This is a genomic window from Bacillus cereus group sp. MYBK5-2, from assembly GCF_051915685.1.
Classification (GTDB): domain Bacteria; phylum Bacillota; class Bacilli; order Bacillales; family Bacillaceae_G; genus Bacillus_A; species Bacillus_A cereus.
Genome location: NZ_JBQAFE010000001.1, coordinates 1,312,932 through 1,338,875, shown reverse-complemented (window position 1 = coordinate 1,338,875; position 25,944 = coordinate 1,312,932). Strand labels below are relative to the sequence as shown.

The window sequence follows — 25,944 nt, the reverse complement described above, 5'->3', positions numbered from 1 at the left end:
TTTTCCCCTTTTTGCCAAACAAAAAGAGCACCGTCTTTTGACAATGCTCTCCTTATGTAAGGCGTGTATTTTTTATTTGGTAGTATGTTTTTCTTTTCGTGCATCACTTCTTTGGATCTTTGCTTGAATTTCAGATGCTACACTTTCTAATAACCATGCAGGAATCCATTTTTCCCAGCCAATTCGTGCACAGTTTGCTGCAAAACTATTAAAAATGTGATAACTCAATCCACCGACTACCATGAAGAAAAAGAAATCAGGTAGTTTAAGAGCAATATCAAATAAATGTGCAAGGGCTGGTAAAGATAAAAGCACCACTGTTCTCGTGATGCCCTCAATTCCATATTGTGATGAGTATGTTCCATCTAGCTTTGAAGCTTTACTACCCGTAATCCAGTCGAGCATGATAATCCAGCAATAGATCGATATCCAATTTAAGTTCGCTTTACCGTATAACAAATTAATTATTGTTCCTAATCCACCACCTATAGCACCACCTACTTTAAATTGAGTACTTGTAATAACATCGCTTATATTCAATGCCTTGATGAGTTCGTGAATTCTTTCCAAGTTCTCACCTACTTTCAAATTTTGGCCAAAATAAAAAAAGCCTACTGTTGTACGCTTAGAATTTACGTATTTAGTCTCTTCCAAGAATGCTCTAATGGTTCTTGACGAGGGTAGTTCACTTCTTGTTTTGAATCATTTTGGATAATCGATTTATCTCTGAAAATATATCCATTTCTGTTTACTGTTTTTCTATTTCCGGTTTGAATGATATTGTCGATTATTGTGCCCTTTCTCTGTAATGCTGACCTGTTCATCTTTTGTAAGTCTGGATCAAAAATAGAAGCTTTAAAAATATTAATTTTAATCACCTCATTCTATGCGAAATGCTAATGGAGCAGGTAATGATCCATAACTACTTTTTGCGTTTATATATTTAAACTTTTGTACCTTTTCGTTCACTTCCACCTCCAAGATATCTCCACTTACAATCCCTATATCGGCAGTAGAGTATATACCGCCAAGTTTTCCCCTAACTCCATAGTCCTTATGAGAAATGTAAAAAGGTAACATAATGAAATTATTATCAATATTAGGGTTTCTTGGAATAGGTATAGAGAGCCATATACTTCGATATGCAGCTACCTTTTGCGTCCAATTACTATTTTTAGGCCTACTAAAAGTTAGCCCTGTATTTGATTCGCTGGCACTAGAAAAGGCGCTTGAATACCAAGTTAATGCTCTTGTATAGGGTTCGTGTAACTCTTCAAGCATTAAATCTTCTAAAACACCGACATAGGATACTACTGGGTAACTACTTAGGCTACTTGGTGGAATTGTACAAATAATAATTTTTTCTTTATCAATGAATGTATATAATTCTATTGTAAGTAAAGGATCAACCTGTGGTCCGTCTCCAGCAGAAACACCAGAGTAACTACGGCGGCCGTTATACCAAGATACAGGGTATTGATAATCTTCGCTAATCCCTCTGCCTTTCGAACTATCATATCCAGTGCAAAATCTGAAAAATGAATCTGAATATAAAGTTTTCCTTATATCAAAGTTAGACTTATCGGAACGATTTTCTACATCCCTCCCATCATATGGACTAAATTCTATGAAGATGTTTTTTTTACCGTCATTTCCGTCGGAGTACATCATGTAGATATCTTTTTCATTTTCTTTGTTAGCGTTTAACTGTTTCCACCCAACGCGCAACATTTCGTTAATAACAAGGTCGAATATATCTTTTTTTAATGGTGTGGATCTCTTGAATATATGTTCTGTCATAAAAGACACTCCTTTATTGTAAACTTACTGCTTTAATGATTATTGTAAATAAAGTTGGTTCATTTCCTTTGTTTTCAATAAAAACATGAGCAGCGCTTGTTGTATCTTTATCTTCGCAAGGGATTGCTAATATATCGTAAGTTTTCTTCTCTTGATTACTCTTATATATCTGTAGTCCATTTTGTTTCTTATCAAAAATTGAAATAATAGATTCAACATCTTTATCGTTTGTTACATGAATAGTTCGAATATCAAATTTGTTGTATTCCATATTCATTGAAAGGTATTGAGTTTGTCCGTTTTGTACGAGTATTTGTTCAGATTTTTCGATAAGTACGGGCGATGAACTATCACCTACAGTTCCTTTGTAACGATTGATTTTCATTTCAGTACCCATGTAAACACCTCAATCATGTAGCAATTTAATGTTAAATAAAATAGGTTCAAACCCAATGTAGTTTAAATCTTTAGTTACCAGTACCCAAAACTCCCTAGAACTATTCGCGCTTAATGTATTTATTGAAATTTGTTTTACCCAAGCTAAGTTATCTAACGAAATATTTGCCCACGTATATCCCACCTTTTCCATGTATTGCTCAATAGAAATTTTGAGATTATGAACAGCTACAGAATTTTCATTTTGGACCATCATTTTAATGATTCTTTTTCCCTCAATCATATTTCCTAAATTAGTTGGATCAGTATCGTTTAATTCTTTAGAGTCCATTATGATTTTTAAAGGAGAACCCATATTATAGATGTCACCGCCATAAAATAGGGCTTTCTTTTCTGCTATAAGGCTATTTTGTTCATCGTTAACTTCAATGGTTCCTTGGAACTCTAAAGATGGTAGGTTTATATCTATACCGGTATTTAATTTGCCCACTTGATTAATAGATATTGTAGTGCCATTTTCATCTCTTAAAATTACCCTGTTATTTGGGAACAGTTGTCTTAACTTTAATTTGTGGCCACTCGTGATAATGATACGATCAATATCTAGCGGCTTGTATGGATCTGCGACACCTTTCTTTAATACAACACCGATTTTAGTCGCTTCTAATTTGTCGCTATCTGCATAATCAAAGGTAGCATCTACCTTGCTATAAAAGTCCCATTGTTCACCAGTAGAAGTAGCAAGCCATTCCCTGTGTTCTTTAGAACTATTAATAGAATGAGATTCAAGAAATTCTATTTTATTATCAGCGTTTTGATATATAATCAATCCGCCCTTATCCCCTTCAACATCAGGAGTATAATCAGCAATGACTTGTATCGCTATATCTCCTTGCGGTTTGTTGATTAGTAACATTACATCTTTATCTGCTGTATGATTCAATCTTATAAAGCCTTTTCTTGCAGCAATACTAAAAGATTCGGACGGTGATATAATCCATTCCGGGTTTATGGAATCAAAATCCTCTATAAATATTTTCCCTGCTTCTTTTTTATATAAAGAGATTTTTCTCATAAAATCAATTAAGTATCCAGAACTATCAATATCAAAAGCGTTAAACCTATGGAATGATATATTGTTGTTTTCGATTTTAATAATACACTCACGGATTGCTTGTTCCGTGAATTTCTTTTCATATTTTAGAACATAATTTTCATCTGCTTTGCTATTTAAAGAGAAGTAATCTTTATTTCCGTCTATCGATATAGAAACTTGTCCAGGAAGATTAGAAACTTCCGCAATAACACGTAGCTGTTTACCAAAAAACTTGAATCGTATATATTGACCGTTTGTAATACCGGAGTAAAATCGGTCAGAGCTACTTAGGTCAAAATCTGTATCAAATAGTGAGAAATTTTGAGAATTACAGTCATATCTTCTCCACCCCAGTTCGGGTGTCTTTAATACTTGTCCAATGGTAGCCATTTCATCACCTTCTATCTTGTTTTCTTCCAATTAGAATTTGTCCACCAAGAAGAACGGCTATGACGTAACCATAGTTTCGGTTTTTCTTTTTGAACTTTTCTATTTTCATCAACTTCAATGATTTCAGTAGGGTAAACATTATTAACAATAAAATCATCAAATTGTATGCACTCGGTATCAATGAATTTATTAATAATAAACCGTTCACTTTCGATGATTTCAGTATCAATTCCCAGAACTTTCTCCGCTGGTTCAAATTCCGCCACTGAACTTTCTATGCAAGTATCCCTGTTAAATCGCTCGAATTCTTCTATATCAGTTGCTATACTTACATCTCTATCAAATGTATCTAGTTCTAGTATTAAAGACTGCTTTGCAGGTGTGTCAGCTGCATCATAATCATTAGCAATTTTTGAATCTAATTCTAATACAGGTCTTTTAAAATCTATTATTCCGGACACATCCGTCATGATATTTGGTGTGCAACGCTCCATATCAATACTATCAACAATTTCAGAAGTTATAGTAACTTTGGAACGATCCATTATATCGGACAACACCGTCGTTGCTTGTAACTCCCGTTTAACCCTTGCAAATAAATCATAATCGGGTAAATAAACAGGTAATCCCATACCTTCAAATAAATCCATTTCTTCATTTTGGGCTTCTAATTCGATAACACTTCTTTCTGCTGTAGAGGATTCTCCCTCTATAACATCAATTTGTTTGTTTTCTCGTGTGCTCAATTCATCTGTTGTAATGTATGAAAGGATATTTTGTGATTTCCTATTAAACTCCCGTGATTCAATGGAATCTGCTATTACTTCTGGCACTACTTTGTGAGCATTAGTTTCATTGTCTAATATGGTATAGATTAGTTCTTTTTCACGAGTAGCATTATCAAATCCAATAATGTTTTCTGCGATAAGATCCCGAGTTAAAACAAAATCACCTGCAGTATCGACCACATCAATAGCAAGTTCACGGACCTTATTATCTATCGATTCCAATACTTCGATAGAATTCCCAATTAATTCATTTGTAACTCGAATTGATTGTGTTTCATCTTCAATTTCACTTTCGTGACATGAGTGAATTTTATTTGCCTGTTCATATCGTGCAGATGATGTTATTACTTCATTTTGAGTTCTTTTTGAATCTTCCATATCAAAGGTTTCTAGTTCCAAAGATAAGTTTTTTCGTATAAATGTTTCGTCTGTTGGGACCGCTGCTATGGTTTCTATCTGTTCTCTTTCAACTAATTCGAATGATATTGAACCTCCATCAACTTGAATAATATTTCTATCTGCAGTATCAAATTTTGTATAATCTGCTTTTAATTCTCTTTGGATTCTTGCAAATAGATCATAATCAGGTAAATAAACAGGTATTCCTAAATCATTAAATAAATCATACTCTTCATAAGAAGCAGCAACTTCATGAATACATCTATCTGCCATTTCTAAAGGATGTGTTGTTACTGCAGTTAACTCTTTAAATACAATCTCACCCGTGCCATTCTCAAATATATTAGACTGCAGTTCTTTTTCTTTTCGGTCTGCCAATATACTTTCGTAGAATTTTTCTCCATACAATACACGAGCTACTTTCACCCAGTCGGGAAGTTCTTCTACTTCTGTAGCAAACTCACGAATTTTCTTATGAAGAAGCTCTTCTTCTATACTTTCATTCATTTCATATTCATCTGTAGTTCTAGACATAATAGATTCATTTACGATTTTAATTTCACGCGTATCAAATGGTTTATCTGCAAGTTCTTCTTTCACATAATCCATATCAAAAATACGACTGCGTTGCTGCGCTGACTCATCAGCTGTAATATCTATTGCAAAGCATCTTGATTGTGTGAGGTTTTCCATTTCAGAAATATCTATATTAACGTTACGATCTATATCAAAAGCATTTAACGTTGTAATACTTGCTTCAACTTCAATGTCCCTGGAAGCCTGGTTAATTACATCAGAGAAGACACCTTTAATTTTGTTTACTCTTGTTGCGAATACACCTGCATTATCCTCTTTAACAGCCTTAAACCTTGAATTAGGTGGCATACTTACAGGAAACTCATGCACGTTTTCACCAAAAGGATTAGCAATTGAAATAGAAACACAATAAGTCTTTTCATACGAAAGATTTGGACTAACAGAAACTATATGATTCTTTTCATTTATAAATAAAGAAGGGGCAGCAATCGAATAATTTTTCTCGTTCATCTTTTGCCTTCCCCCTTTCTTGTTTAAATATCTTCTTTATAGATTGCTAGGCCAATTGGATTGAAAGGCGAAAACTTACTTGTGAATGGAGAAACTGCTGTTGTTGGCAATGTGTAGCGATATAATTGCGCCATTTGATAATTAGCTAGAATTTCACCGCCAGGGTATTCCTTAAAAGTTACAGTTTTATCTTCCGCATTATAATCGTAATCCGTTTTAGGAACTTCCTTACAATCCATGAATAGGTTCAATGTATTTTCTTTTGGTTTGTGCTCTAAATGGAATATCTTTTTAGTTCCATCGCCTTTACCAATTACTTCATCTGTTACAGTTTTTTCAATTTCAAACTCATCTGTTTGTTGAATATTTTTTGGATGTACTGCGTATACATCGTCAAGTTTCCCTACATATCCATCATTAGGATGTACGATATAAATTTGTGATAAATGGTATTTACCGCTATACATAGAGGGATTAAATCTCCCTTGTCCACTATCGATATCGGCATTATGAGTTATAAAGGCAAGGTAATGCTGCTGATACATAGATCCAGTTAATGATTGAGACAAAACAGGCGTAAGATTTCCACCAGATGTATTTTCGCCATAATCCATATTTGCATTACCAATTTTCTTTGTAGAATTGCTGAATTCTTCCCCAGAACGGCAGCCGCCCATAATAATTAAATTCTTTTGCGGTTTATTATCAAATGTATACATTCTTCCGATGTACAATGGAACAAATAGTGCTCGTACAGGGCTTGGTGTTGGATCAATTCGCATAAACATTACAACACGATCTTTATGAGCGTTACCGTACATGTAAACAACGGAATCACGTTTCCAGTCCTTTGTGAATCTTTGCTCCGGTGTCAAACTTAGTACTGTATAGGGAGAAGCGTTCACAAAATTGATAGATGTAAAAATTTCAGCCAGGACACTATTTGTACTCTGTACGGTAAATTGCGTCTTAGCAGGTAGTATTTCTGTTACATCGCTACCGTTACTAGATTCTAGCAAACGTGTACCTGCAATTTTTATGTTGTCTGCACTTGCAGGAGCAACTTTGAAAATAATTGTATCGCCTGTAAATGTATAGTTGTTTGCATCTAAAATTGTTCCGTTTTTGTATACTGCAAAACGGCTTTCATCAAAATCTGGGTATGGTAATTTAAAAGCTGTTTTTGTACCATTACCATTTCCTAAATCTGCATCTTGATCACTCATTTTCACTTCCTTCTCAATAAAGTATCGAGTATAAGTGAAGAAAATAATATCGTTCGTTGGTTCATAGGCATCGTTAGCTAAACGATATTCCCCCGTAACTCTAGCTCCTTTTGCTACTGGTGTATTAAATTTAATTAATCCTGTTCTACCATCCACTGTATAAGTGTTTTTTTCTTGATAGATACTATTTATATAAACAGATAAGGAACTAGCAATGATTGGAGAAGTGGGAATAATGAAGTTTGTTTTCTTACCATCGCCTACTCCAAAATCCCCTAATCGTGATTCTGTGGCTACATATCTGGAATCTGCGAAATCAGAATCCGCAGTATCGTATGCAACTGCAAAACCAAATCTTCTACGCTCCAAATCACTTCCGGTTGATTCGAATAATCGCACATCTATGAATTTGCTGCTTTCTCTTTGAATACGGAAAAATAGATCACGTTTCCATCCGTGATCTACAAATAACTTTTCTAATTCTGTAGGTAAGGTTTGTAAATTTACAATTTTATCGAACCACATTTATATTCATCCCCTATATAGTTTTCTCGAAAATACCTAAACCTGCTGGACGATATGCAGTAGCTGGCATTTTTGTAATTGGTGAAATTGCATCCACGGTAAAGAATCTGTAGATGTCATGTGTATCTGGACATGTATTTTTTCTAACTTTTAATTTATCTCCATTTAGCAATCCTAACGGGGAGAGAAGTACAACATACGGCATATAACCACGTACCCCTTCATCCGGATGTACAATATAAGCCCTAGATGTATGAACTCTGCCGCTATATAAAGATGGATTAAATTGATACTTATATTCGTCATTATCGTGGCTTTGCCATGCTGTAGGGTATTGGCCACCATTAGCACCTTTCCGATCCGGCGGCATTATATTACTCGGTATATTCCACGCAATATAATGCGCTTGGTATCTTGCACCAAAACGGGAACGTTTAATAATTACATTATCAATTCCATTACCTGGCGACTTAGGGTATTTCTTTGTGCGTGGCATATAGTTCGATACGTCCCTAAATGGCGTTTTACTTTCAAAATTAAAGCTGTGAGAAGAACTTTCTCCACCTTCATCGTAAGCAGTTCCAGCCCAAAGAGCATCTGCTATGGTGTCGTCATTTCCATAGCTTTCTAAGCGTCCCATGTATACTGGGGTTACAGGGACAGTATTATTTTCAAATGCTGGCGTTTTATCTGCTTGTATTAGTAGGACAACTCTATTTTTATCAACTTGTCCTGTAATACGAACTAAAGAATCTGGCCACCAATTTGTATCAGCATCTATATTTAGCAATTTAGGGTTTCTCAAAGTAGATTTAACCCAAGGAGACATCATTAAATCAGGCTTATCTGTATAGTCATAAACGGTATATGTATAAGGTCTTCCGTTGTTTATTTCTGTTTTTTCTGTAGCTATCACTTCGGCCAATTCTACATCTAGAATGGATTGGAACTCTTTCTTGTCTTCTGCTCCCATAATAATTACACTATCCTCTTGATAGCTTGGAAGTTTTTCAATCATATATAAATACATACATGAACGATCTTTATATTGTGGGTTGTTTTCTAAGTATGTTTTAAATGCAGTTTTACCATCAGGCTTAGAAAAATCAATGTCTAATTGAGACTTTGCGGTCCACTTCCAAGCTTGAACAATTCCGTATAAACCACCATCGTTGTTTTTTAAAATTACATGCTTTGCAGCCCAATAATTATGAACAGGATCGTCTGATTTTGTAGCTTTATAAATAACCTTGTAAAAGCTACTTACTTTCTTCCATCCATTTTCAATCATGGTATTTATTAACTCCATATGGAATTCTGCTTCTGATACTATTTTTTCAATATATGCCATAGGTTTCACGCTCCTAATCTCTTAATAGTTGATAATTCAGCTTTACTACTTTGGATGTTCCGGTTATATTGTGGTATTCGAACTTTAATACAGCGTTAGCCGGAATAGGTCTAATAATAGAAAAATTGAATCCTTCTGGTACGTCTTTTACATAAACATTTTTAAATATTTGTTTTCCATCGATAAATAGATTCCAATAATCACGATCACTATAATTTGATGCAGCTATAGAGAATGCAATTAACTCTGTATCGAATGGCAGTGAAAATTCATCTTTTTTTACTGCAGCATCTATTCCGATTCTTCTACCTTCTATATACGGTTCCGTTTTTGTAGGGAAATAAGGAGCGTCAAATCTACCGCCCGCCATATATGTAACAGCAAAACTCATGATACCCCTCCTTTATGATAAAAAATGCAATTCAAACCATACTGTTTTATCAAGGATTCCTTGATTTTTAAATGAAAATTGAACCGTACTTCCTGCTGCTAAAGGTTTATAAACCATAAAGTGCATACCTTCGGGAATATCCTTGGTATATATGTTTTTACAAATCGTTTTGCCGTTTACAATTAAGCTCCATTTATCATCTAATTCATATATAGATGCACTTACACTTATTGCATACAGCTCCATGTCTGCAGGTAAAGTATATGTAGTTTCATTTGTTTGGAATGAAAATGAATCCATAATGAAACCTGGTATGAATGGTTCTGTTTTAGTTGGATGAAAAGGTGGATCTAATCGGCCACCGGCTAAATAGGTTGTTTCAAACAAGAGCAATCACCCTTTCTTGTATTAAAAAATTCCCGTGCATCATTACGACACATCGGGAATTGGTAAATCAGACAGTATACCGCTGCCTTTATCCAGTAAACGCGGTTGTACACGCTGTAATTGTTTTTGTGCATTGTATATTAATTGAATTTCCATCTTCTTTCCTGTTATCTTGTGGGATAATATAACCTTGTCTAACATCCCTTGGTTATTAAAATCTAGATCGTAATGAAGATATTTATCTCCATCAACTTGGGATAAACGAGCACCATCACGAATAAGGGTATAGCCTTCTGTCATACCTTCTTTAAATACATCGTTCGGGTCATTTCCAGGCATTGGTTTACCGCCGTTATATATTTGCCTGTCAATCAACCCTTTCATTAGATACATAATCGGATCATATAAATTCTTTTGCATTATCATAAGATCACCCCTAATTCACCCTTGTGACAGCCCAAGTTTTCGCTGGGCGTTTGATATAATAACCAGTTGATTCATCTATATTTACTCGTTTAAATGTTAAATCGGGTAAAGAACCATAATCATATAAAATATTATTTTGTGTATCTAATACTTGTATCCGTCCGGTAAGCCATTTTAAAGGAGTCCGTACCCCTTCGAAAACAATCATGTTTGCACCGTATTCGAGTGATATATCAACATATGTAGGATTATTACGTATAAAGTAATTTTCCTCTATTAACTTATCATTGCAATAAATATTTAATAAGTCGCCATCTTCATAATCATAGTCCCAAAGTTTTAATCGTAATGTATCTACATTTACTGTAATACCAGTTATATCTGTATATGGAGCAGGTTCATACCCATAGTTAACAGTTAAATCTAAAGTTTGATAGAATCCATCATCTGCAGAAATCATTGTATTAATACCTTTGACAAAGTAATTCCACTGTTGACCAGAATCTCTATTGTAAACTGAAATAACATCGAATAATTGAATCCTTGGATCCCCAACAACTGCAACCGTTAACGTTCTGAACTTCTGGATTGCTTTTAAATGATATGCTGCAGCAACCGCTCTTCTTGCAAAGAACGTTGTCGCCCAAGGAACCTCCACCATTTCCTCACGTAAATCACCTTGCGATACATTTTTTAATAGAAACGAATTAAGAAATCCGTTTGCGTAATCTCCGCATTTAACAACAATACTGTTACTTATATCCTGATCAGTTAGCTGCATATCTAAAGAGATAAAATTTACCCCTTCTCTAAAACTAAATTTTGCAGGTTCATTAATTGCATAGTCCGGCATTTTCATGAATGTGCAACTTCCATCCGGTTCATGTTTTATATAATGGAATGTTGTATCTATAATATCGCGAACAATTTCATCCCACTTTTGAAACCTCTTACCAGTTGCTCCCTCAACAATCCAACTTTGATTGGTGCCAGGAATGTTTACTCTGTTACCGTGCAATGTAACTCCGGCTTTTTCAAAGAAGAATTTCACCACATCATAAACATTACCAGTTGGTGCTACGATCTCATCTGATCCTGGTGTTGGGATAACGGATTTGTGTAAAACCTTTTTATATGATGTTGTGCAGGTGACGGATATTGTCCCACTTTCGGCATTTACCTTCACATCAGATACAAAACCATGTATATACGGTAAAGCTTCTTCACCGTATCCGATAGACACCTTAAATTCAGTCTGCGGATATAGCTGGTTTGTATTTGTTACTTCACTGTTATAAAACCATTCTTGAATAGAAGAGAACTTACCATACCAGTTGTCAGGAGCCATTTGACCGTATTCATTCGCAAAGGTAATAGTAAATGTACTAGCGAACTGATCTGCGTTCTCCTGTACTTCTAGTCCCGTTACACGATGTTGTATTTGGACATAAGTAGAAGAGTCTCTTTTTTTCATATAAACAATTAAATTAGGGGAGTTATTCCCTACCTGGAAATAGCTCCCCAACATTCTAATTAAAGAAATAGATCCTTCCCTCACATTCCATCAACTCCTACTCCTGCTTGTGACATAGATATTAATTTACATTTGGCTATAACTAGAGTTCCTTTTCTTATTGCATCTACTTCATTTGGCGGGATTATACCCCCGTAGGTACCGTAATCCCCAGTAATAATATGAGGGCGATATATTTCCTTCATGAAATCACGCCAATAACTAATATCGTTGAATAAAACATTGAATTCTACTTCGCATCCTTTATTCCCGTTACTTTGGAAACGGGGATAACCATGCATAATATTATAGTTTTTTAATCCGTCTAATGATTTAGGCATTTTTGTTTGTTCAATCATTGCAATTGTAGGTATAGGTCCATATGCATGATAATAAACATCACGCAAATAGGCTACGTCAGAGGAACCGTAACCGATTGTTGTAAATTCAATTGTTTGTGGCCCTGCACCAACAAAAACTTCTCTTGCTTCCCAGGCATAAGCACCTCTTGCTCTAAATTTTTCAATACCATTTACTCGAACAATAAAGTGTTTATCCGGTAACATACCATCAGAACCAATAGGAACTTGGGACATAAAAGAAAAGTTATATGTCCCAGGCCATGAAAAATTAATAGTATATTTAATTGTACTTACTAATTCTGTAGCATCCCATAAGAGGTGATATGAACCAGCTCTTCTATGTAATGTTTTTAATATACTCATACATTTCGCACCGCCATTCCCATTAGATCGTCAGCAACTACGTTTTGTAGCAGCTTTCTCATTTTTACAAAGTCGTCTGCAGATTGTAGTTTTTCAACAGAGACTCTAAATGTAGCATTTTGAATTGTTACGCCATTATCCGTTTTCTTCTCAACGTGGGTTTGTCCAGCAAATGGATGGGCAGTTTTACCAATTAAATCAGCAGAACGTGCTCCCATTTGTCCAATTTGATTAGATACATCGGTTACTAGTTTCATTGGTTTAGGTGGAACGACAGCTTTATTTAATAGTTCAGAAGCTTTGTCTACTGCAGGAATCATTTTTTCCATCCCTACACCAAGACCTTCTGTAATATAACCCCCGTATTCCATCATTAACCGGGATGGGCTTCGGATACCAAAGAACTTTAATACGGCTTTAGGTATCCCCGAAACAACTCCTTTAGCTTTTTTTATAAGCCAATCTGCCATGCCGGACATACCTTCACCGATACCTGCGATAATATCTTTTCCCCAACTAACTGCATCTTTTGCTACATTTTTTACTATAGAACCAACTTTACTGAATACATCCTTTACAGTATCTACAACGCCTGTAAATGCACCAGTGATTGCTTTCTTTATAGTTTTAAAGTTACTAACAATAAATTCTTTTATACCGCCAACAACATCGGTTATTGTGTTATATAATTTGTTGAAATTAGTAATTACAAACCCAACAAATTCACGAACTGCATTAATGATTGTAAACTTTATAAAATTCCAAGCCGATTGAATCACATTTTTAATTGTGTTCATAACGCTAGAAATTGTATCTTTAATAGATTCCCAAGAAGATTTCACAAAATCTTTTAAGAACTTTAATACTGTAGTAAAGGTTGATTTAATTGCGTCCCAGGCTTTCTTTACAATTTCCTTAATCGTATTAAAAACACTGGATATTGTATTTTTCATTTTTTCGAATTCGGTTTTTACGTACTGCTTTATTATTGCTAAAGCCATAGAGAAAATTCTTTTAACAGCATTCCATCCAGTAGTAAAAATTTTCTTCCAGGTGTTAACTGCCTTTTGGGCACTATTCTTAATGAATTTCCATGTGCCATCTACAATTTTTTTCAATCCATCTAATGCAAATTTGAAAATGAATTTAATAGCATTCCAACCGAATTCGATTATATTTTTCAACAAGTTAAAATACCATTTAACTATTTTTACATAGCCATCCCAAGCTTTTGAAAATATTTTACCTATGAATGACATTGCAGAACTGAATACCTTTTTCGTACCTTCCCAGAATCCAGAGAAGAACTTACCTAAACCATTCCATGCCTTTTTCGCACCTTTTACAGTTGCGTTCCAAGCCTTAGAGCAGACATCACCAATCCATTTAACAGCTTTTTTGGTGTATTTAACGATATCATCCCAGTTTTTGTAAATCAGATATACTAATCCTACAATTGCTAGTATGGCAATCGTCCAGGGATTCATCAGTAAGGTCATCATGGATCTGCCCAACAGCGCTAGAGCTTTCCCGATTCCACCAAACATACCGATAAGTTTAGGGCCGACTTTAAGAATGCCTGTAAATAGCATTGGTACTTTAGTAAGTATTGGTACTAGGAATCTTAATGAACCAACAAATGCACCAACTCCACTTGTCATAAATCCCATCATGGCTACTAATGGACCTAATACAGCGACCATACCTAAAATTGCTACAACACCAATTTGAATTGGCTTAGGCATAGAACTAAATGCTTTTGCAGCAACTTCTACCGCTTTAATAATTGGAGGGAGTGCCACTTCTGCAATATCTAAAATAGCTTGTCCTAATGGTTCTAAAGATGCCATTGTAGTACGCATTAACTTTTGCCAACGAACACCAAAAGCTTCTTGCTGCGTCTTCTGCATTTTTCCCATTGTGCCCTCGACATCGCCTAACGCACCATTTGCATTATTAAGACCTAAGACAGCTTGAGCACCCATGTCTTCCCATTTTGTACCGAATACAGCAACACCAAGTTGGTTTGCTTTTACTTTATCGTCCATCTTACCTAAATCACCTAAGACGGCATTAAACACATCTGCAGAAGTTCCTTTACCTTTGTTGAAGTTATCCCAGACCTTTTGTGTTTGGGGTGACATTTCAGCAAAGGCATCAGATACACCTTTAGAACCATCCTGTACCCGAATACCGAACTCTTTTACAAGGTCGTTAATGTAATCGAGATTATAACTGCCATCACGAGTCCCGTTTGCCATAATGGTAAACATCTCGTTAGCAGAGAAGCCGGCTTGTTTGTACAATGGCGCATATTCGGCCACATTATCAAACATTTCATTTGAATAGTTCAAACCTTCTTGTCCACCAGCAGCAAATAAATCAAATGCTTCTTTGGAAGAAATACCAAATTGATTCATTAACTGTCCTGCACCACGAGTTACTTCATTGATATCAGAATCAAATGTTTTCCCCAATGTCATAGCGCTTTTTGTAGCTTCTTCTAATTCTTCGTGAGGAACGTCTTTCATATTCTGATACACTTTTATAAGAGACTGATCCACTTCTTCAATACTTTGGCCAAATCCATCTTTCCAAGTTTCTTTTGCGATTTTACCAAGGTTTTCAGCACCTTTTTCAGTAAGACCTAAAGAAGATTGGATGTTTCTTTGAGAAGTATCGAAGTCAGAAGCCACTTTTACAGCTGCAGCACCGATACCAGCTAAAGGTAAGGAAACGCCCGTTGTCATGTTTGTACCAACATCTTTCATTTTGTTACCTACATGACTAATGGATTCCCCTGCCTTTTGGAATTTATCATGCATTCCATTCGCAGTCTTTTGTACTCGATCTTCAAACTGTTGTAAATCTTTATAAGCGCCTTCTGCTTTAATACCAATCGTTCCGAACAGTTGGAACATTTCAGCTAACATTTACGCACCCCCTTCTGGGGCCGATAACCATTTTATTCTTCATCGTCGTCTTCCTGGAATTGAGCCATAATCTGCTCAACATGCGCTTCACACTCTTCTTTCGTCCATACTTCACCCATTTCATAAAATGACTCTTTATTGTCCTGGGTGTCAGTTAATCCAAAAGCTTGAAGATAATCATTAAAAGTAGTACCTTCTTCTAGTTGACGAGTTTGAAAGCCAATGAACGCCATCTTCTTCCACTCATTTAGTTCTTCTTGCTGCTCTTCTCGTGCAATTAAAGAAAATAGGTCCATTAAACGCGAATACGGTATAGATAAGACATATTCATCTGTCCATCCATACCGCTTTTGGATCTTGTCGAAAGCACGTAACATGTTTTGTTCGGCTTCTTCTAAATATTCATCTGAATTTTCATTTACGCTTGAATCGGAGCTGCTGCTGGAATTACTGCTGATTGGTTCCATTTCTCGCTCTGAACTTTCACGAGTCCCTTGACCTGGTTGAAAAAAGTCATTAAGTCTTCACTTTCTAATAGGCCCTGTATAACAGCAACCATTGCTTCCGGAGGGAACTGTCTAAATTCTTCTGCTTTCACTTTTAATAAACTAGCAAAGAACTCTGTAAAATCATCTTCGCAAGCAGGGATCATCGTTAGAACACGGAAAGCAAATTCTAATCCTTTTTGTTGTTGCTTCTCTTTAAGTGCAGATAATTGCGCTTGTTTTTCTTCTTCTGGAAGAGATTCAGCAGCTTTAGTTAGTTCATCCATTTCTTGCTTATCCTTACCGAAACCAGCAAAGTTAGCCATTGCACTGCGTCCAACCTTTGAGATAATTTTTGCAAATCGCCAAACGTCCGTTACATTTAATCGGCGCATTGCTACTTTTTCGCCTAGGATTGTAATTTCTGTACCGGTATTCATCATTTTTTCTAAAATAGAAGCCATTTTGTTCTCTCCTTTTAGCATTTAGCTCGTTTTATGTAATAGAAAACCGACTACCATTTATGCGGTAGCCGGTGCTTTTTGTACTGTTGTTTTCTTTTTCTTTGGTAAATAAATTTCGTATGGTGGTGTAGTTGGTGCAGATTCACTGTAATGACCAATAAATTTACATTTCAAACCAACCGTTCCTTTACCGTCTTTAAGATCTACTTCAATAGAGGAAACTACCATTGCATTACGAATTACAAAAATAACTGGTAGCTCACTACCCGAAATCATACCAATGAGTGCAATATCATGATAATTTGAATCTGGAATATCATTTGAAGGTTTCATAATATCGTATTCTTCTTCAGTTGTACTATCTACCGTCATACCAGGTAAAGCTAACTGCAGGTTTTCTTTTGTGAACTCTACTAATGTAAGTTCTACATGTGGTTCATCTTTTAATAACCACTTACCACGCACCATTTTACCTAGCACACCATCAATATCTGCATCATAATACTCACGATCAAAACCCACTTTAGTTCCGCCTGTAGTCGCTCCTACAAGTTCACCTAATTCTTTTACACTTTTAAATCCTTTGTACATGACACCAGGACCGATAACAAAATTATCTGTAGTCCCTTCACGGACACCATTAATTAATTTCCAGCTCATTTGTCCTACCCCCTAATACAAGTCCGTTCGCATGGTTCGGACAAGAAATTTTGCATTTATATGAATGATAGATGGGTCTTCATCCGGTACCGGCAGTTTCCCTGCACGATGTATAGAAAGTATCCCATCATCTTTTAAACCCACTTCTCTATCTAGTAACTTCTCAATACGTGTAGCAATTAACTTTGCCTTATCATAATCCCCATTATCACAATACACATCGAAATTTAGAATCATACGATCTATAATTTCAACATCATCCGGATTATCTGCTTCAATTCTCATCACTACATAAGGCATTTCCATATCATCTTGTGCAGTTTGGAATGAAAGAGCAGGCCCTTTGTCCTCGCCTTCACCATACTCTGATAGATTATCTTTTATTATTTCATCGTTCTCTACAAGCATTCTAATAGCTGCAATAGCGTTAGACATGTATTACCCTCCCATCATTCTTTTAAGTTCTCTACGTTCTTTTTCAAACGCTTTTAATAGGAATGGACGGGCTTCCATATGACTTGTACCAGTTTCAAGCCATATTGCTTTTTTCAAATCGCTCCCTACTGCACCCAATACCTCTGATTGTGACCGTTTAACATTGTATTTAATCGAATTTAACAAGTCACCGGTACGAACAGCAGGAGCTTCACCTGGTTTAGAAGCAGTATATTTACGACTCGTATGAGGTATTTTGTATTGCTTACCGCTACGGCTACCTGTGAGATTCTTCTTAACTTGATTTTGTAAATGAATAGATGCTGCTGTGACTTTTTCAACACACATAGCGTTAATATGCGTCTTTACTTGCTCCATATTACTTGAGTACTCAATTTCTACTGAATTCGCCATATAGAATCATACCTTTTCGCAATAAATTTCAATGTGATGATTCATAAATGCAGGATTACGCGGCTCTCCTTTTACTTCAAATGTATAATCAACACCCACATCTTCATTTTTGAAATGAATAAGATCATTGGGTTTAATTATGTAAGAAGCAGGTGCATATATCTTAAAGGTTGTATCAAAATTTTGTTTATCACGCTTAAACCTCTCATTATCAGTAGCAGAATTAGTAGTTACACGGCAAATCATCTTCTCGTAAACGTCCACTGGTACTTCCGCATAGTTACCAGCGGATTGTTTCTTTTTCATTTTTCGTTTTACTACTACCTCATGAATATATAAATCATCCATATCACCATCATCGAAGTACGTATTCATGTAGCCATCACCGGCTTAACTCTTGCTCTAAACCCTTTTAAGCCATTGAGTATCTTATTGTTTGTATCTGGTTCATCTAGCGTTTCTGGGCTAATCTGGTACGAGTAATCCCCAATGCTTTCCGATGTCTTCATACCTTTTCGTTGTAAGTTAGCACGAACTACTGCAGAAACAACCAAATCAATAATACATTTCTTCATAAGTACCTGCAGATCATCATAATCTTGTATCTTATATTCGAATTCATACAATTGATTTTCGGATAAACCATAAACAATACGGCCATTTACAGTAATAGAATCGGTCATATCTTGTTTCGAACTAACATGAGTTACTTTTGCTATAGATTCAGCAGGAAAAGAAAGCCACGCTAGTTTACTTGTTTGGATGACTTCTTTCATTGGATTCTCCGGCTTAACTCTTAAATACTTTCTAGTAATAACTGCATAGTAATCTATTAGTTCTTGAATTACTGTATCAGGCATCTTTTGCACATTTACGCGGTCTTTAATGTCCTGCAAGGTAATATCCATTATGTTTCTTTCTCCTTCTTATCGACTTCTTTTACAAGTTCAAAATGTCCAGTACTTACAAGGTAATCAGCTTTTTCATTTGCAACTGTTTCTTCTTGGCCATTCTTAAACTTTTGTCCATAAGCGGTGTAAGTGCCACCATATCGTAGCGTAACTACTTTCATAATTAACACCCCTTTCACGAATGTAAACTATTACATGAAAGTTTACATTCGTATTGCTGATTTTATTGGTTACATCTCGTTTCCCATTAAAAACAAGAAAATATTAAAAAAGTATACATTCAAAACCCTAATAATAAAGTGTTTATTCCCATAAAAAATACGCCTGGATATTAAGCTCCAAACGTATCCGGAATATTTGTTAGGATTGCTACTGCATCCATTTCTTGAATTACAGCATCATCATCAAAGTGAATTACATAGAATCGTTTATCTTCCATTACTGCAGTTTTACCTTCTGTAGTTTTACGAACACGAGTGTCGTATGTATTAACTGCAATAAAGTTTTTAGGGTCTGCAAGAATAATAACATCGTCTTCTAAAGATGGAACCGTAACAATTCCGTATCCCATTGGTTTATTAACTTGATCTCCTGCTCCAAGTAACGCAGCATCACCAGCGCCAGTAGGACGATTTGTTAAATACTCAATCCATTTCTCTCTACGGCTTGGGGACATAATCCAACGTAAATTGCTGTTTTTATATTTATTTGGCATCGCACTGGATAAAGCGAAGATAGAACCTTTTCCAAATCCATTCGCTGCGGCTGCTTCACCTGTACCAGTTACTAACTTAGCGTGATCGACAATATGAGATTCTTTCGATTTCTTGATTTTTTTTAACCATCCATCATTGATAGATAACATTCCGTCTGAAGACTCTGTATCGCCATTCCAATGTAAATCTTCTAAATCAATACCTAATTGAGTAGACATGAGGGCCATTACGGTATCTTCGTATCCTTCACCTTCAATGTTTTCACGGAGTAATTCTTCTGTAATCTCCCAAGGTAAGCGAATAGCCTTTGTATTGTACTCAATTTTAGAAGTTTGAACATTTGCACGATAATTATCATCACTATTTTCCGTTTTCTTACGTAAGATACGGCCACCAATTGCAATTTTATCTAATTCACCTTGTTTTGCTTTACGCATTTCTTTACGGTGTAATTGTGAGAATGGTGTTGTATCAAATGCCATTCGGAAGAACTCTTTACTTTGTTCTGGATTTAATAACCCTGCATTCATTCCACTTGTTGTCATTGCTGCCTTTTCAATACGATCTAAACGTTTTAATAATTGTGCGTTAGTCATTGTCATAATGATAAATCCTCCTCTTACAGGTTCAATCCTGCCCATTTAGATTTTTTAATTTGTTGTTGTCCTGGTGTAACTTCTTCATCTGGATCTAAACCTTTACGGATAGAAGCAGCATTTTCGATATTTTCAAGTCGCTTTGTAATTGGTTCTAGTGCTTTTTGAATAACTGCTGCAGCTTTTTCTTCTTCTGTTTGCTCTTCTGGCGTCGGCTCTACCTCTTCACCATTCACCTGCTTTTCAATCTTTTCTAACTTAGTAGCTAGTGGCTCTACTGCTTGTTTAACAATCTCTGCAATATCTTCTGCTTTCATTTCATCTTCCTCCTGTGGTGTAGCGGCTTCTTTTATTTCACTAATTAAAGCTAATGCTTCATCTAATTTTGCATGATTCTTTTGGGACAATACTTTCCCAGCTTTTTTAATACTTTCTAATACAATGCTTTCTGTTTGTACACTATCTTCTGATTTAGCGATGGTATAACCGCCTTTAATAGAAGAAAGTATGTCCTTCATATCATCAAGAGCAGCTGCCATACGGTCGATATCGGGATTACTTTCCCAAATCTCCCAATAGAACACATCTTCAAACAAATTAAATACAGCTCGTAAATCACGTTTTTGTTTTTCATCAATAAAGCGGTCTTTTACTTCGCCTTTTGTGATTTTGTGAGTTTCACCTTTAACGAAATCTAACATCTTTCGAATAAGACCTTTATCTTCATGAGTAAAATCATCAGTCTTAGCGATTTCCACACGTTCACCAAATCCACCCATAGAAAAACCAGTGACTTCACCTTTTTTAATTTCTTCCCACGTATCTGCATCATCAACGCGAACAGTCATAAGCCATGTTCCTGCTTGTACTTCTTGTTCGCCTACTGTCATATCACTTTTAGCAATCCAGTTTTCGACTACTGTACCTTTACCAGCGATTTCGTCATGTTGCTTGTCGATGTGCTGGTAATTTTCCATAAAGGTATAAGCGGCCTTTTCTATTTCTTCTGCAGTCATTGTATCCCCGTGTGAATCTTCTACATCCGGTTCATACACAACACCTGTAACAAGCTGCTTCTCTTCCTCTGTTTTAAGGATTGGAACTTGTTTTGATATATTTGGTTGTTTAGCAGATTCGCTTTTCATAATGGCAAATTGACGACCGTTTGCGCCCTTTGTAACTAATGAAACATAACTAATATTGGCGTTTTTTAGTTCGTATCCCATCGTTTTACCTCCTTCCCTATAAATATTGGGGTTCCACTGTCAAAACGCATAGCAGCCAATTTAAAGCCATATACGTTTTGACGATGAAACCCCAATCAAATAGGTGTATTTTACTACTCTTCTGAAATCATAGTGCAGCGACAATGTGGATGAGCTGGCGGACACATCTTTCCATTACTAAATAGATCATCAATACCTACCGTTTCCCCATGTAAACCACCACATTCTTTACAAACACGCTCATCGTTTCCTGTAAGCCATGTTTTCTTGTTTCTATTTGCGCCCCTATAAGCAATTAAATTGCCGTAATTCATTGCATATGTTGTTTCTGTACGTGCAATCATCATTGCTCTGTAGTTACTTGCTTCTGACATCACATCTGCAATGGAAACACTTAATGCATCGACACCCATTCTTTCACTAAGATTCTTTAGCATTGTTTCTCTTAATCTATCTTTAGTGGTTTCATGTATTCCCTTTGCTAATTCAAAAGCGTAAGTAGCTACCCATTTTGCAGCAACGTCACCAATTGGATCTAATACCATCCAGGTTAAACCGTTAGAAGCTATAGTACTCTGTACAAACTCTGTTACATCATCCTGTAGTGTGCCCGTGACTTCATCGACAAACATTTGTCGTTCCTCATCCCAATCAACACTATCCAGAAATTCATCAACTTCTGCTTCTGCAATTACAAGATCAATCTCTTCATTTGCTTTATTAATACGAATTACGGGAAGCAGGTTTAAGAGCCGTTTTCCCTGCTCTGAAAAAAATCAGCTACCTTCTTTTGCATAGCTTTGTCTATTTCTTCATGCTTTTCCCTAAATGCATTAATAGCAATTAAGTTATCTTGCTCATTGTCTGCAGCTTTTGCAATAGGTTCCGGTAGAGAAGGGGCAGTTGTACCATCAAAGAATTTATCCCCTTCTGGTACAGGTTCATAACCTACTACTTTACGGGACTCATTCAGTTTTAATATTCCACCTTCATAACTGTCTTTTGCATACTTCAAATCTGCTTCACGATCATCCGTATCGATTTCATTTAATTTGAAATACCAATCTAAACCGCCTAGTATTTCAGCAAATACACGGAACAATTGATTATTTAATCGATGTTCTAATATTTCTTGTCCAGGTTCAATAATAGAACGCTTGTACATCTCGTTCATTTCTTTAGCAGTTGTTTGTCCTAATGAACCTGTCATAGCCCAACCGATACGATAAGGTGGTACACGATGGGCCACACATATCTCCATTGCGCTATCCTGCTTATATAAACGGAAACTACCTTCCTTTACGTCTGGACTAATCTTTTCTAATCTTGCTTTTGCACCATCTGGAACAGGTACAACGGCTAATTTATGGTGTTCTCCTTTTGTTTCTGCAGAGAAGAATGCTTTCAGTTCATTTTCTGTTCCAGAATCTACTTCATCGACTCCCTCAAGAAATAAAATGGAATCAGGAATGGTTTTGCCTGTAAAAAAGTCGATATTGTAATCTCTTGCAGCTTGTGAGCCAACTATCGAACCTATAGAACTAACGTAATTAGGTATCCCATAATAAGAAGAACGAGAACCAAACTTACGAATAACAATTACTTCTCCGGCTTTTTCTGTTCCATTTCCTTCGAGATCCTCTGCACCTAAAGGCCTACCATCAGCAAGATGATAATCATCTGGATAATTAAACTTTTTAAACCAGATTTCTTTATTGTTTACGATTTGAGCAAAGCGTATTTTGTCCTTATGAGCACGTACTGTATGTCCCGGTATATGATAAAGCTCTACCGGACTTTCACCTTTATTATCGCGAACAACTTCAATAATGCCCCAACCAACTGTTTCATAATCCTCCCATACAGCTCTAAGAATTTCTGAACTTGTCATTTCTGGGTTGCACTTCCGCATGAAATTTTTTAGCATTTCATATTGCTCCTGGTTTGCTGCTTCTTTCACTTCTTCAAAAGGCGCGAAGTCAAAACCAACACCTGCAATATCATCCACTTTCGCGCTAATACAAGCAGAATGAATAGGGTTACTTTCCTTTATATCCATTAATACCTTCATATCATAAGGAGGCTTAACCAATCCCCTATCTCCATATATTTGCGCGAATGGGTCAACTGCCATTTGTTTGCTGTTATCTTCCTTATTCTTTGGAGCATCTGCAGCTTTATTTATACTAAATACTTTTACATTCTTTATGGTTTTCTTGTCGCTCATATCCTTTGTATGTCCTCCTTTCTTCTATTAATAGAGAGCAAAAGAAATAGCCGAACAATAAATGTCCGACTACACTCTTTTAACCTTTCCACCCATAACTACTTTACGTTTACTCATATCATCCTCACATGCGTAACGGGTCATATCGATACTGTGATTATCTTTATCTTGTAATCTATTTTTGGGATTACCGTCTTTATCAACTTCATAATCAATATTTTCGAATTCTCCTGCAGTTTTTGGACAACGCTCCGGATCAATTATGATTTCTTCTAAATCATCCAACCATTTTTCACCGTATTCAACAGAACCAGGCCCTTTAACCGCACCCTTGATTTTCTTAATACCATGATCATTTTTCATTTCATCAATTGATTTTGGTTCCGATGAATCCGCAATTATCTCGACGTCATCCCAACCAAGCTGTTTAATCTTTTCAGCTAATGAGCGGTTACTGATTTTAACGCCATGTATTTCACCGAATATATAAAGCTTTCTGCGCGTTTTATCATAATGCATACGACCAAAAGACAGTGCGTCATTCCCATAACCCCAGTCAATCCCTTGACGTATATTATCAAATGATTTGATTTCTTCATCTGTAATACGTCTGAATGTAAGGTTACTAAATGGAACAACACCGCTGCCTGTCGGTTTCCCTTCATATTCATGTTCATATTGCTGTGGTTTAAGCCTTTTTGTTTCTTCTGCTTCTTCTACGAACTGCTTAGAAATATGAGGATTATCATGATATGTACTATGATGTACAAATGTATTCTTTGGCTTGAATTGCGTTTCAAACTTCTTATTAACCCAAGACTGTTTTCTCTTCGGTGGGTTATACGAGTAATACATTTTATATCGCAATCCATTCGGTAATTCTTTACGTAAAATAGACTTCTCTATTGTAGAAACATCTTCTTCTAATTTAAATTCGGCCAATTCTTCAAACCACGCAATAGCAACTGGATACTTTGCTATCTTAATAGATTTGATTTTTGCAGGATCATCGGCACCACGGAATATAATTTTGTTTCCTCGCGGTTTATAGATAATTTCCATCGGACTTTCTTTAAAACGAAATAAATGTTCTACACCTAGTATTTCTATAGCTTCTTTTATTTGCTCATAGCAGGATTCTCTTATTGTATCCTTTACTTTACGTATACAAAGTACTGTAACGGGAAACTGAATAAGATCCATCACAATACAAATAGATATATCAGTAGATTTACCAGAACCACGGCCGCCTTTACAAACGATTTTTAATATCGCTTCACTTTTACGGGCTAACCATACTTGATGAAAAGCTGGTGGAAGTATTTCAGCGATTTGCTTTTTAGACATTTAAATCACCACTGATATTGTCTACAATGACAACTGGCTCAATATTGTTATCATCATTATTAGTATTAGATTTAATTTTGTCGATTTGAACCTGGATAAACTCAAGTTTGGCCCTTCGCTCATCATCTATATTTGCTAATCTATCAAAATCTCTAATAAGAGCAGATAATGTAGAAAGTGCTTTAGATTGAGCATTTAAGAAACTAGCTTGCTTATCCCAAGCAAATTGAATCTCCCACTCTTCCTCATAGCCGCTTTCGGTAAGTTTATTTTTCCGCAGTTCCTTTGTCATGTCTTCGTTGTCTTTAACGAACATAATACGTTGAGCATGAATAATTTGAGCATGCTGCAACATTATACTTTCCCATAGAATCGATAAAGGATCATTCTTAATTGCTTCCTCTAGCTCTTCTTTTAAATCATATAATTCTTTTGGTAAATACTTTCTATACAAACCATGAGTAGCAGCATTACCATTACGTAACGGAGCAGAACCACCAGAATTACCGATAGCATTTTTATTACCCTTTTTGGCTCCACCACGATTGTTTATAGCATTCTTATTACCCTTGGGTGCTCCTGGTTTCTTTTTGGAGTACTCCGTATCTTTCTTTGGAGTACTCCGTTCATTTTTATGGAGTACTCCATTTAATTTGTCTATCCATCCATCTTTGGATTTCCATCCGCCAACCGTTTTTTCACTTACAGTTTTTTCGGATGTAGACAACAATTCGGCAATTTTACGATTCGTAATATCACCATTATGTTCTTTAAATATTTCATACGCTTTGTTACGGTCTGGACTTCGTTGTCTGGCCATAATTACATAACACCTGCCCCCTTATCCAATTGTTTGCACTTCCTTTTCTAAACACTCAATGCATATATGAGCATTATCCGTATTTGCTTCACGGAGATATGTTTTATCAAAATGAGTAATAGTTAATGGCATTTTTAATGTCCACATGCACGGCTCATTACAAACAGAGCATGTAGGAACGTTTATAGTTTCTTCCTCCATTTACACCACCTCACGCTAATTGCTTTACAAAATAAAAAAGCAGCGTAAT

29 protein-coding genes are annotated in these 25,944 nt (G+C 35.9%); all 29 read right to left on the bottom strand.

Going from position 1 to position 25,944, the window contains the following annotated elements; genetic code table 11:
• Nucleotides 1–72: 72 nt before the first annotated feature.
• Nucleotides 73–570 carry a phage holin family protein gene (locus ACTFP3_RS07175; RefSeq protein ID WP_440009832.1) on the bottom strand — a complete coding sequence of 166 codons (498 nt, stop codon included), beginning with the start codon at nt 568–570 and terminating at the stop codon, nt 73–75.
• A 62-nt stretch (nt 571–632) separates the two neighbouring features.
• Entirely contained in the window at nt 633–824 is a 192-nt protein-coding gene (locus tag ACTFP3_RS07170) for a hypothetical protein (protein WP_129542637.1), read from the bottom strand.
• Nucleotides 825–879: 55 nt separating this feature from the next.
• Nucleotides 880–1,800, bottom strand: coding sequence for a hypothetical protein (locus tag ACTFP3_RS07165; RefSeq protein WP_119683283.1), 921 nt, complete (start codon nt 1,798–1,800; stop codon nt 880–882).
• Between the two features lie 13 nt (nt 1,801–1,813).
• Nucleotides 1,814–2,197 carry a hypothetical protein gene (locus ACTFP3_RS07160; protein ID WP_061457126.1) on the bottom strand — a complete coding sequence of 128 codons (384 nt, stop codon included), beginning with the start codon at nt 2,195–2,197 and terminating at the stop codon, nt 1,814–1,816.
• A 9-nt stretch (nt 2,198–2,206) separates the two neighbouring features.
• The gene (locus ACTFP3_RS07155) at nt 2,207–3,712 is read right to left on the bottom strand and encodes a cell adhesion protein (RefSeq protein WP_440009829.1); all 1,506 of its coding nucleotides are present in this window, start codon (nt 3,710–3,712) and stop codon (nt 2,207–2,209) included.
• Nucleotides 3,694–5,916 carry a hypothetical protein gene (locus ACTFP3_RS07150; RefSeq protein WP_440009827.1) on the bottom strand — a complete coding sequence of 741 codons (2,223 nt, stop codon included), beginning with the start codon at nt 5,914–5,916 and terminating at the stop codon, nt 3,694–3,696. Before ACTFP3_RS07150 ends, ACTFP3_RS07155 begins: the two co-directional genes overlap by 19 nt.
• A 23-nt stretch (nt 5,917–5,939) precedes the next feature.
• Nucleotides 5,940–7,667, bottom strand: coding sequence for a hypothetical protein (locus ACTFP3_RS07145; protein ID WP_440009824.1), 1,728 nt, complete (start codon nt 7,665–7,667; stop codon nt 5,940–5,942).
• 13 nt (nt 7,668–7,680) lie between these two features.
• Nucleotides 7,681–9,018, bottom strand: a complete 1,338-nt coding sequence (locus ACTFP3_RS07140; RefSeq protein WP_089607452.1) for a hypothetical protein — start codon at nt 9,016–9,018, stop codon at nt 7,681–7,683.
• A gap of 13 nt (nt 9,019–9,031) precedes the next feature.
• Complete coding sequence (locus tag ACTFP3_RS07135; protein WP_088346022.1) at nt 9,032–9,409, bottom strand: Low copy number virion structural protein; 378 nt, start codon at nt 9,407–9,409, stop codon at nt 9,032–9,034.
• A gap of 12 nt (nt 9,410–9,421) precedes the next feature.
• Nucleotides 9,422–9,796 carry a Low copy number virion structural protein gene (locus ACTFP3_RS07130; RefSeq protein ID WP_088346020.1) on the bottom strand — a complete coding sequence of 125 codons (375 nt, stop codon included), beginning with the start codon at nt 9,794–9,796 and terminating at the stop codon, nt 9,422–9,424.
• Nucleotides 9,797–9,838: 42 nt separating this feature from the next.
• Nucleotides 9,839–10,222, bottom strand: coding sequence for a hypothetical protein (locus ACTFP3_RS07125; protein WP_021727719.1), 384 nt, complete (start codon nt 10,220–10,222; stop codon nt 9,839–9,841).
• 10 nt (nt 10,223–10,232) lie between these two features.
• A complete protein-coding gene (locus tag ACTFP3_RS07120) occupies nt 10,233–11,780 on the bottom strand; it encodes a hypothetical protein (protein ID WP_440009820.1) in 1,548 nt (515 codons plus the stop codon).
• The gene (locus tag ACTFP3_RS07115; RefSeq protein ID WP_119683278.1) at nt 11,777–12,460 is read right to left on the bottom strand and encodes a hypothetical protein; all 684 of its coding nucleotides are present in this window, start codon (nt 12,458–12,460) and stop codon (nt 11,777–11,779) included. The genes ACTFP3_RS07120 and ACTFP3_RS07115 overlap by 4 nt, the downstream gene beginning before the upstream one ends.
• Entirely contained in the window at nt 12,457–15,393 is a 2,937-nt protein-coding gene (locus tag ACTFP3_RS07110) for a phage tail tape measure protein (RefSeq protein WP_088346004.1), read from the bottom strand. The genes ACTFP3_RS07115 and ACTFP3_RS07110 overlap by 4 nt, the downstream gene beginning before the upstream one ends.
• Before the next feature lie 32 nt (nt 15,394–15,425).
• The gene (locus ACTFP3_RS07105) at nt 15,426–15,860 is read right to left on the bottom strand and encodes a hypothetical protein (RefSeq protein ID WP_063536230.1); all 435 of its coding nucleotides are present in this window, start codon (nt 15,858–15,860) and stop codon (nt 15,426–15,428) included.
• The gene (locus ACTFP3_RS07100; RefSeq protein WP_063536229.1) at nt 15,812–16,342 is read right to left on the bottom strand and encodes a hypothetical protein; all 531 of its coding nucleotides are present in this window, start codon (nt 16,340–16,342) and stop codon (nt 15,812–15,814) included. Before ACTFP3_RS07100 ends, ACTFP3_RS07105 begins: the two co-directional genes overlap by 49 nt.
• A 57-nt stretch (nt 16,343–16,399) precedes the next feature.
• Nucleotides 16,400–17,002, bottom strand: a complete 603-nt coding sequence (locus ACTFP3_RS07095; RefSeq protein WP_000118570.1) for a hypothetical protein — start codon at nt 17,000–17,002, stop codon at nt 16,400–16,402.
• A gap of 12 nt (nt 17,003–17,014) precedes the next feature.
• A complete protein-coding gene (locus ACTFP3_RS07090) occupies nt 17,015–17,437 on the bottom strand; it encodes a hypothetical protein (RefSeq protein ID WP_000063400.1) in 423 nt (140 codons plus the stop codon).
• A gap of 3 nt (nt 17,438–17,440) precedes the next feature.
• Nucleotides 17,441–17,851: an HK97-gp10 family putative phage morphogenesis protein gene (locus ACTFP3_RS07085; protein ID WP_000024034.1), complete on the bottom strand. Its 411-nt coding sequence runs from the start codon at nt 17,849–17,851 to the stop codon at nt 17,441–17,443.
• A 6-nt stretch (nt 17,852–17,857) separates the two neighbouring features.
• Nucleotides 17,858–18,226 (bottom strand): hypothetical protein, encoded by a 369-nt coding sequence (locus ACTFP3_RS07080; protein ID WP_078186924.1) that lies wholly within the window; start codon nt 18,224–18,226, stop codon nt 17,858–17,860.
• Complete coding sequence (locus ACTFP3_RS07075; protein WP_063536227.1) at nt 18,223–18,759, bottom strand: hypothetical protein; 537 nt, start codon at nt 18,757–18,759, stop codon at nt 18,223–18,225. Before ACTFP3_RS07075 ends, ACTFP3_RS07080 begins: the two co-directional genes overlap by 4 nt.
• On the bottom strand, nt 18,759–18,923 hold the full coding sequence (locus tag ACTFP3_RS07070) for a YqbF domain-containing protein (protein ID WP_000869888.1): 165 nt from the start codon (nt 18,921–18,923) through the stop codon (nt 18,759–18,761). The genes ACTFP3_RS07075 and ACTFP3_RS07070 overlap by 1 nt, the downstream gene beginning before the upstream one ends.
• 170 nt (nt 18,924–19,093) lie before the next feature.
• Nucleotides 19,094–20,080, bottom strand: a complete 987-nt coding sequence (locus tag ACTFP3_RS07065; RefSeq protein WP_063536226.1) for a phage major capsid family protein — start codon at nt 20,078–20,080, stop codon at nt 19,094–19,096.
• 17 nt (nt 20,081–20,097) lie between these two features.
• Nucleotides 20,098–21,300, bottom strand: a complete 1,203-nt coding sequence (locus ACTFP3_RS07060) for an XkdF-like putative serine protease domain-containing protein (RefSeq protein WP_063536225.1) — start codon at nt 21,298–21,300, stop codon at nt 20,098–20,100.
• Nucleotides 21,301–21,413: 113 nt separating this feature from the next.
• Nucleotides 21,414–21,932 carry a phage head morphogenesis protein gene (locus tag ACTFP3_RS07055; RefSeq protein WP_440009814.1) on the bottom strand — a complete coding sequence of 173 codons (519 nt, stop codon included), beginning with the start codon at nt 21,930–21,932 and terminating at the stop codon, nt 21,414–21,416.
• A 113-nt stretch (nt 21,933–22,045) separates the two neighbouring features.
• Complete coding sequence (locus ACTFP3_RS07050) at nt 22,046–23,527, bottom strand: phage portal protein (RefSeq protein ID WP_440009811.1); 1,482 nt, start codon at nt 23,525–23,527, stop codon at nt 22,046–22,048.
• A 69-nt stretch (nt 23,528–23,596) separates the two neighbouring features.
• A complete protein-coding gene (locus tag ACTFP3_RS07045) occupies nt 23,597–24,874 on the bottom strand; it encodes a PBSX family phage terminase large subunit (protein WP_063536222.1) in 1,278 nt (425 codons plus the stop codon).
• Nucleotides 24,867–25,694, bottom strand: a complete 828-nt coding sequence (gene terS, locus ACTFP3_RS07040) for a phage terminase small subunit (protein ID WP_063536221.1) — start codon at nt 25,692–25,694, stop codon at nt 24,867–24,869. Before terS ends, ACTFP3_RS07045 begins: the two co-directional genes overlap by 8 nt.
• A gap of 21 nt (nt 25,695–25,715) precedes the next feature.
• Nucleotides 25,716–25,895, bottom strand: a complete 180-nt coding sequence (locus ACTFP3_RS07035) for a hypothetical protein (protein ID WP_000390790.1) — start codon at nt 25,893–25,895, stop codon at nt 25,716–25,718.
• Between the last annotated feature and the right edge of the window lie 49 nt (nt 25,896–25,944).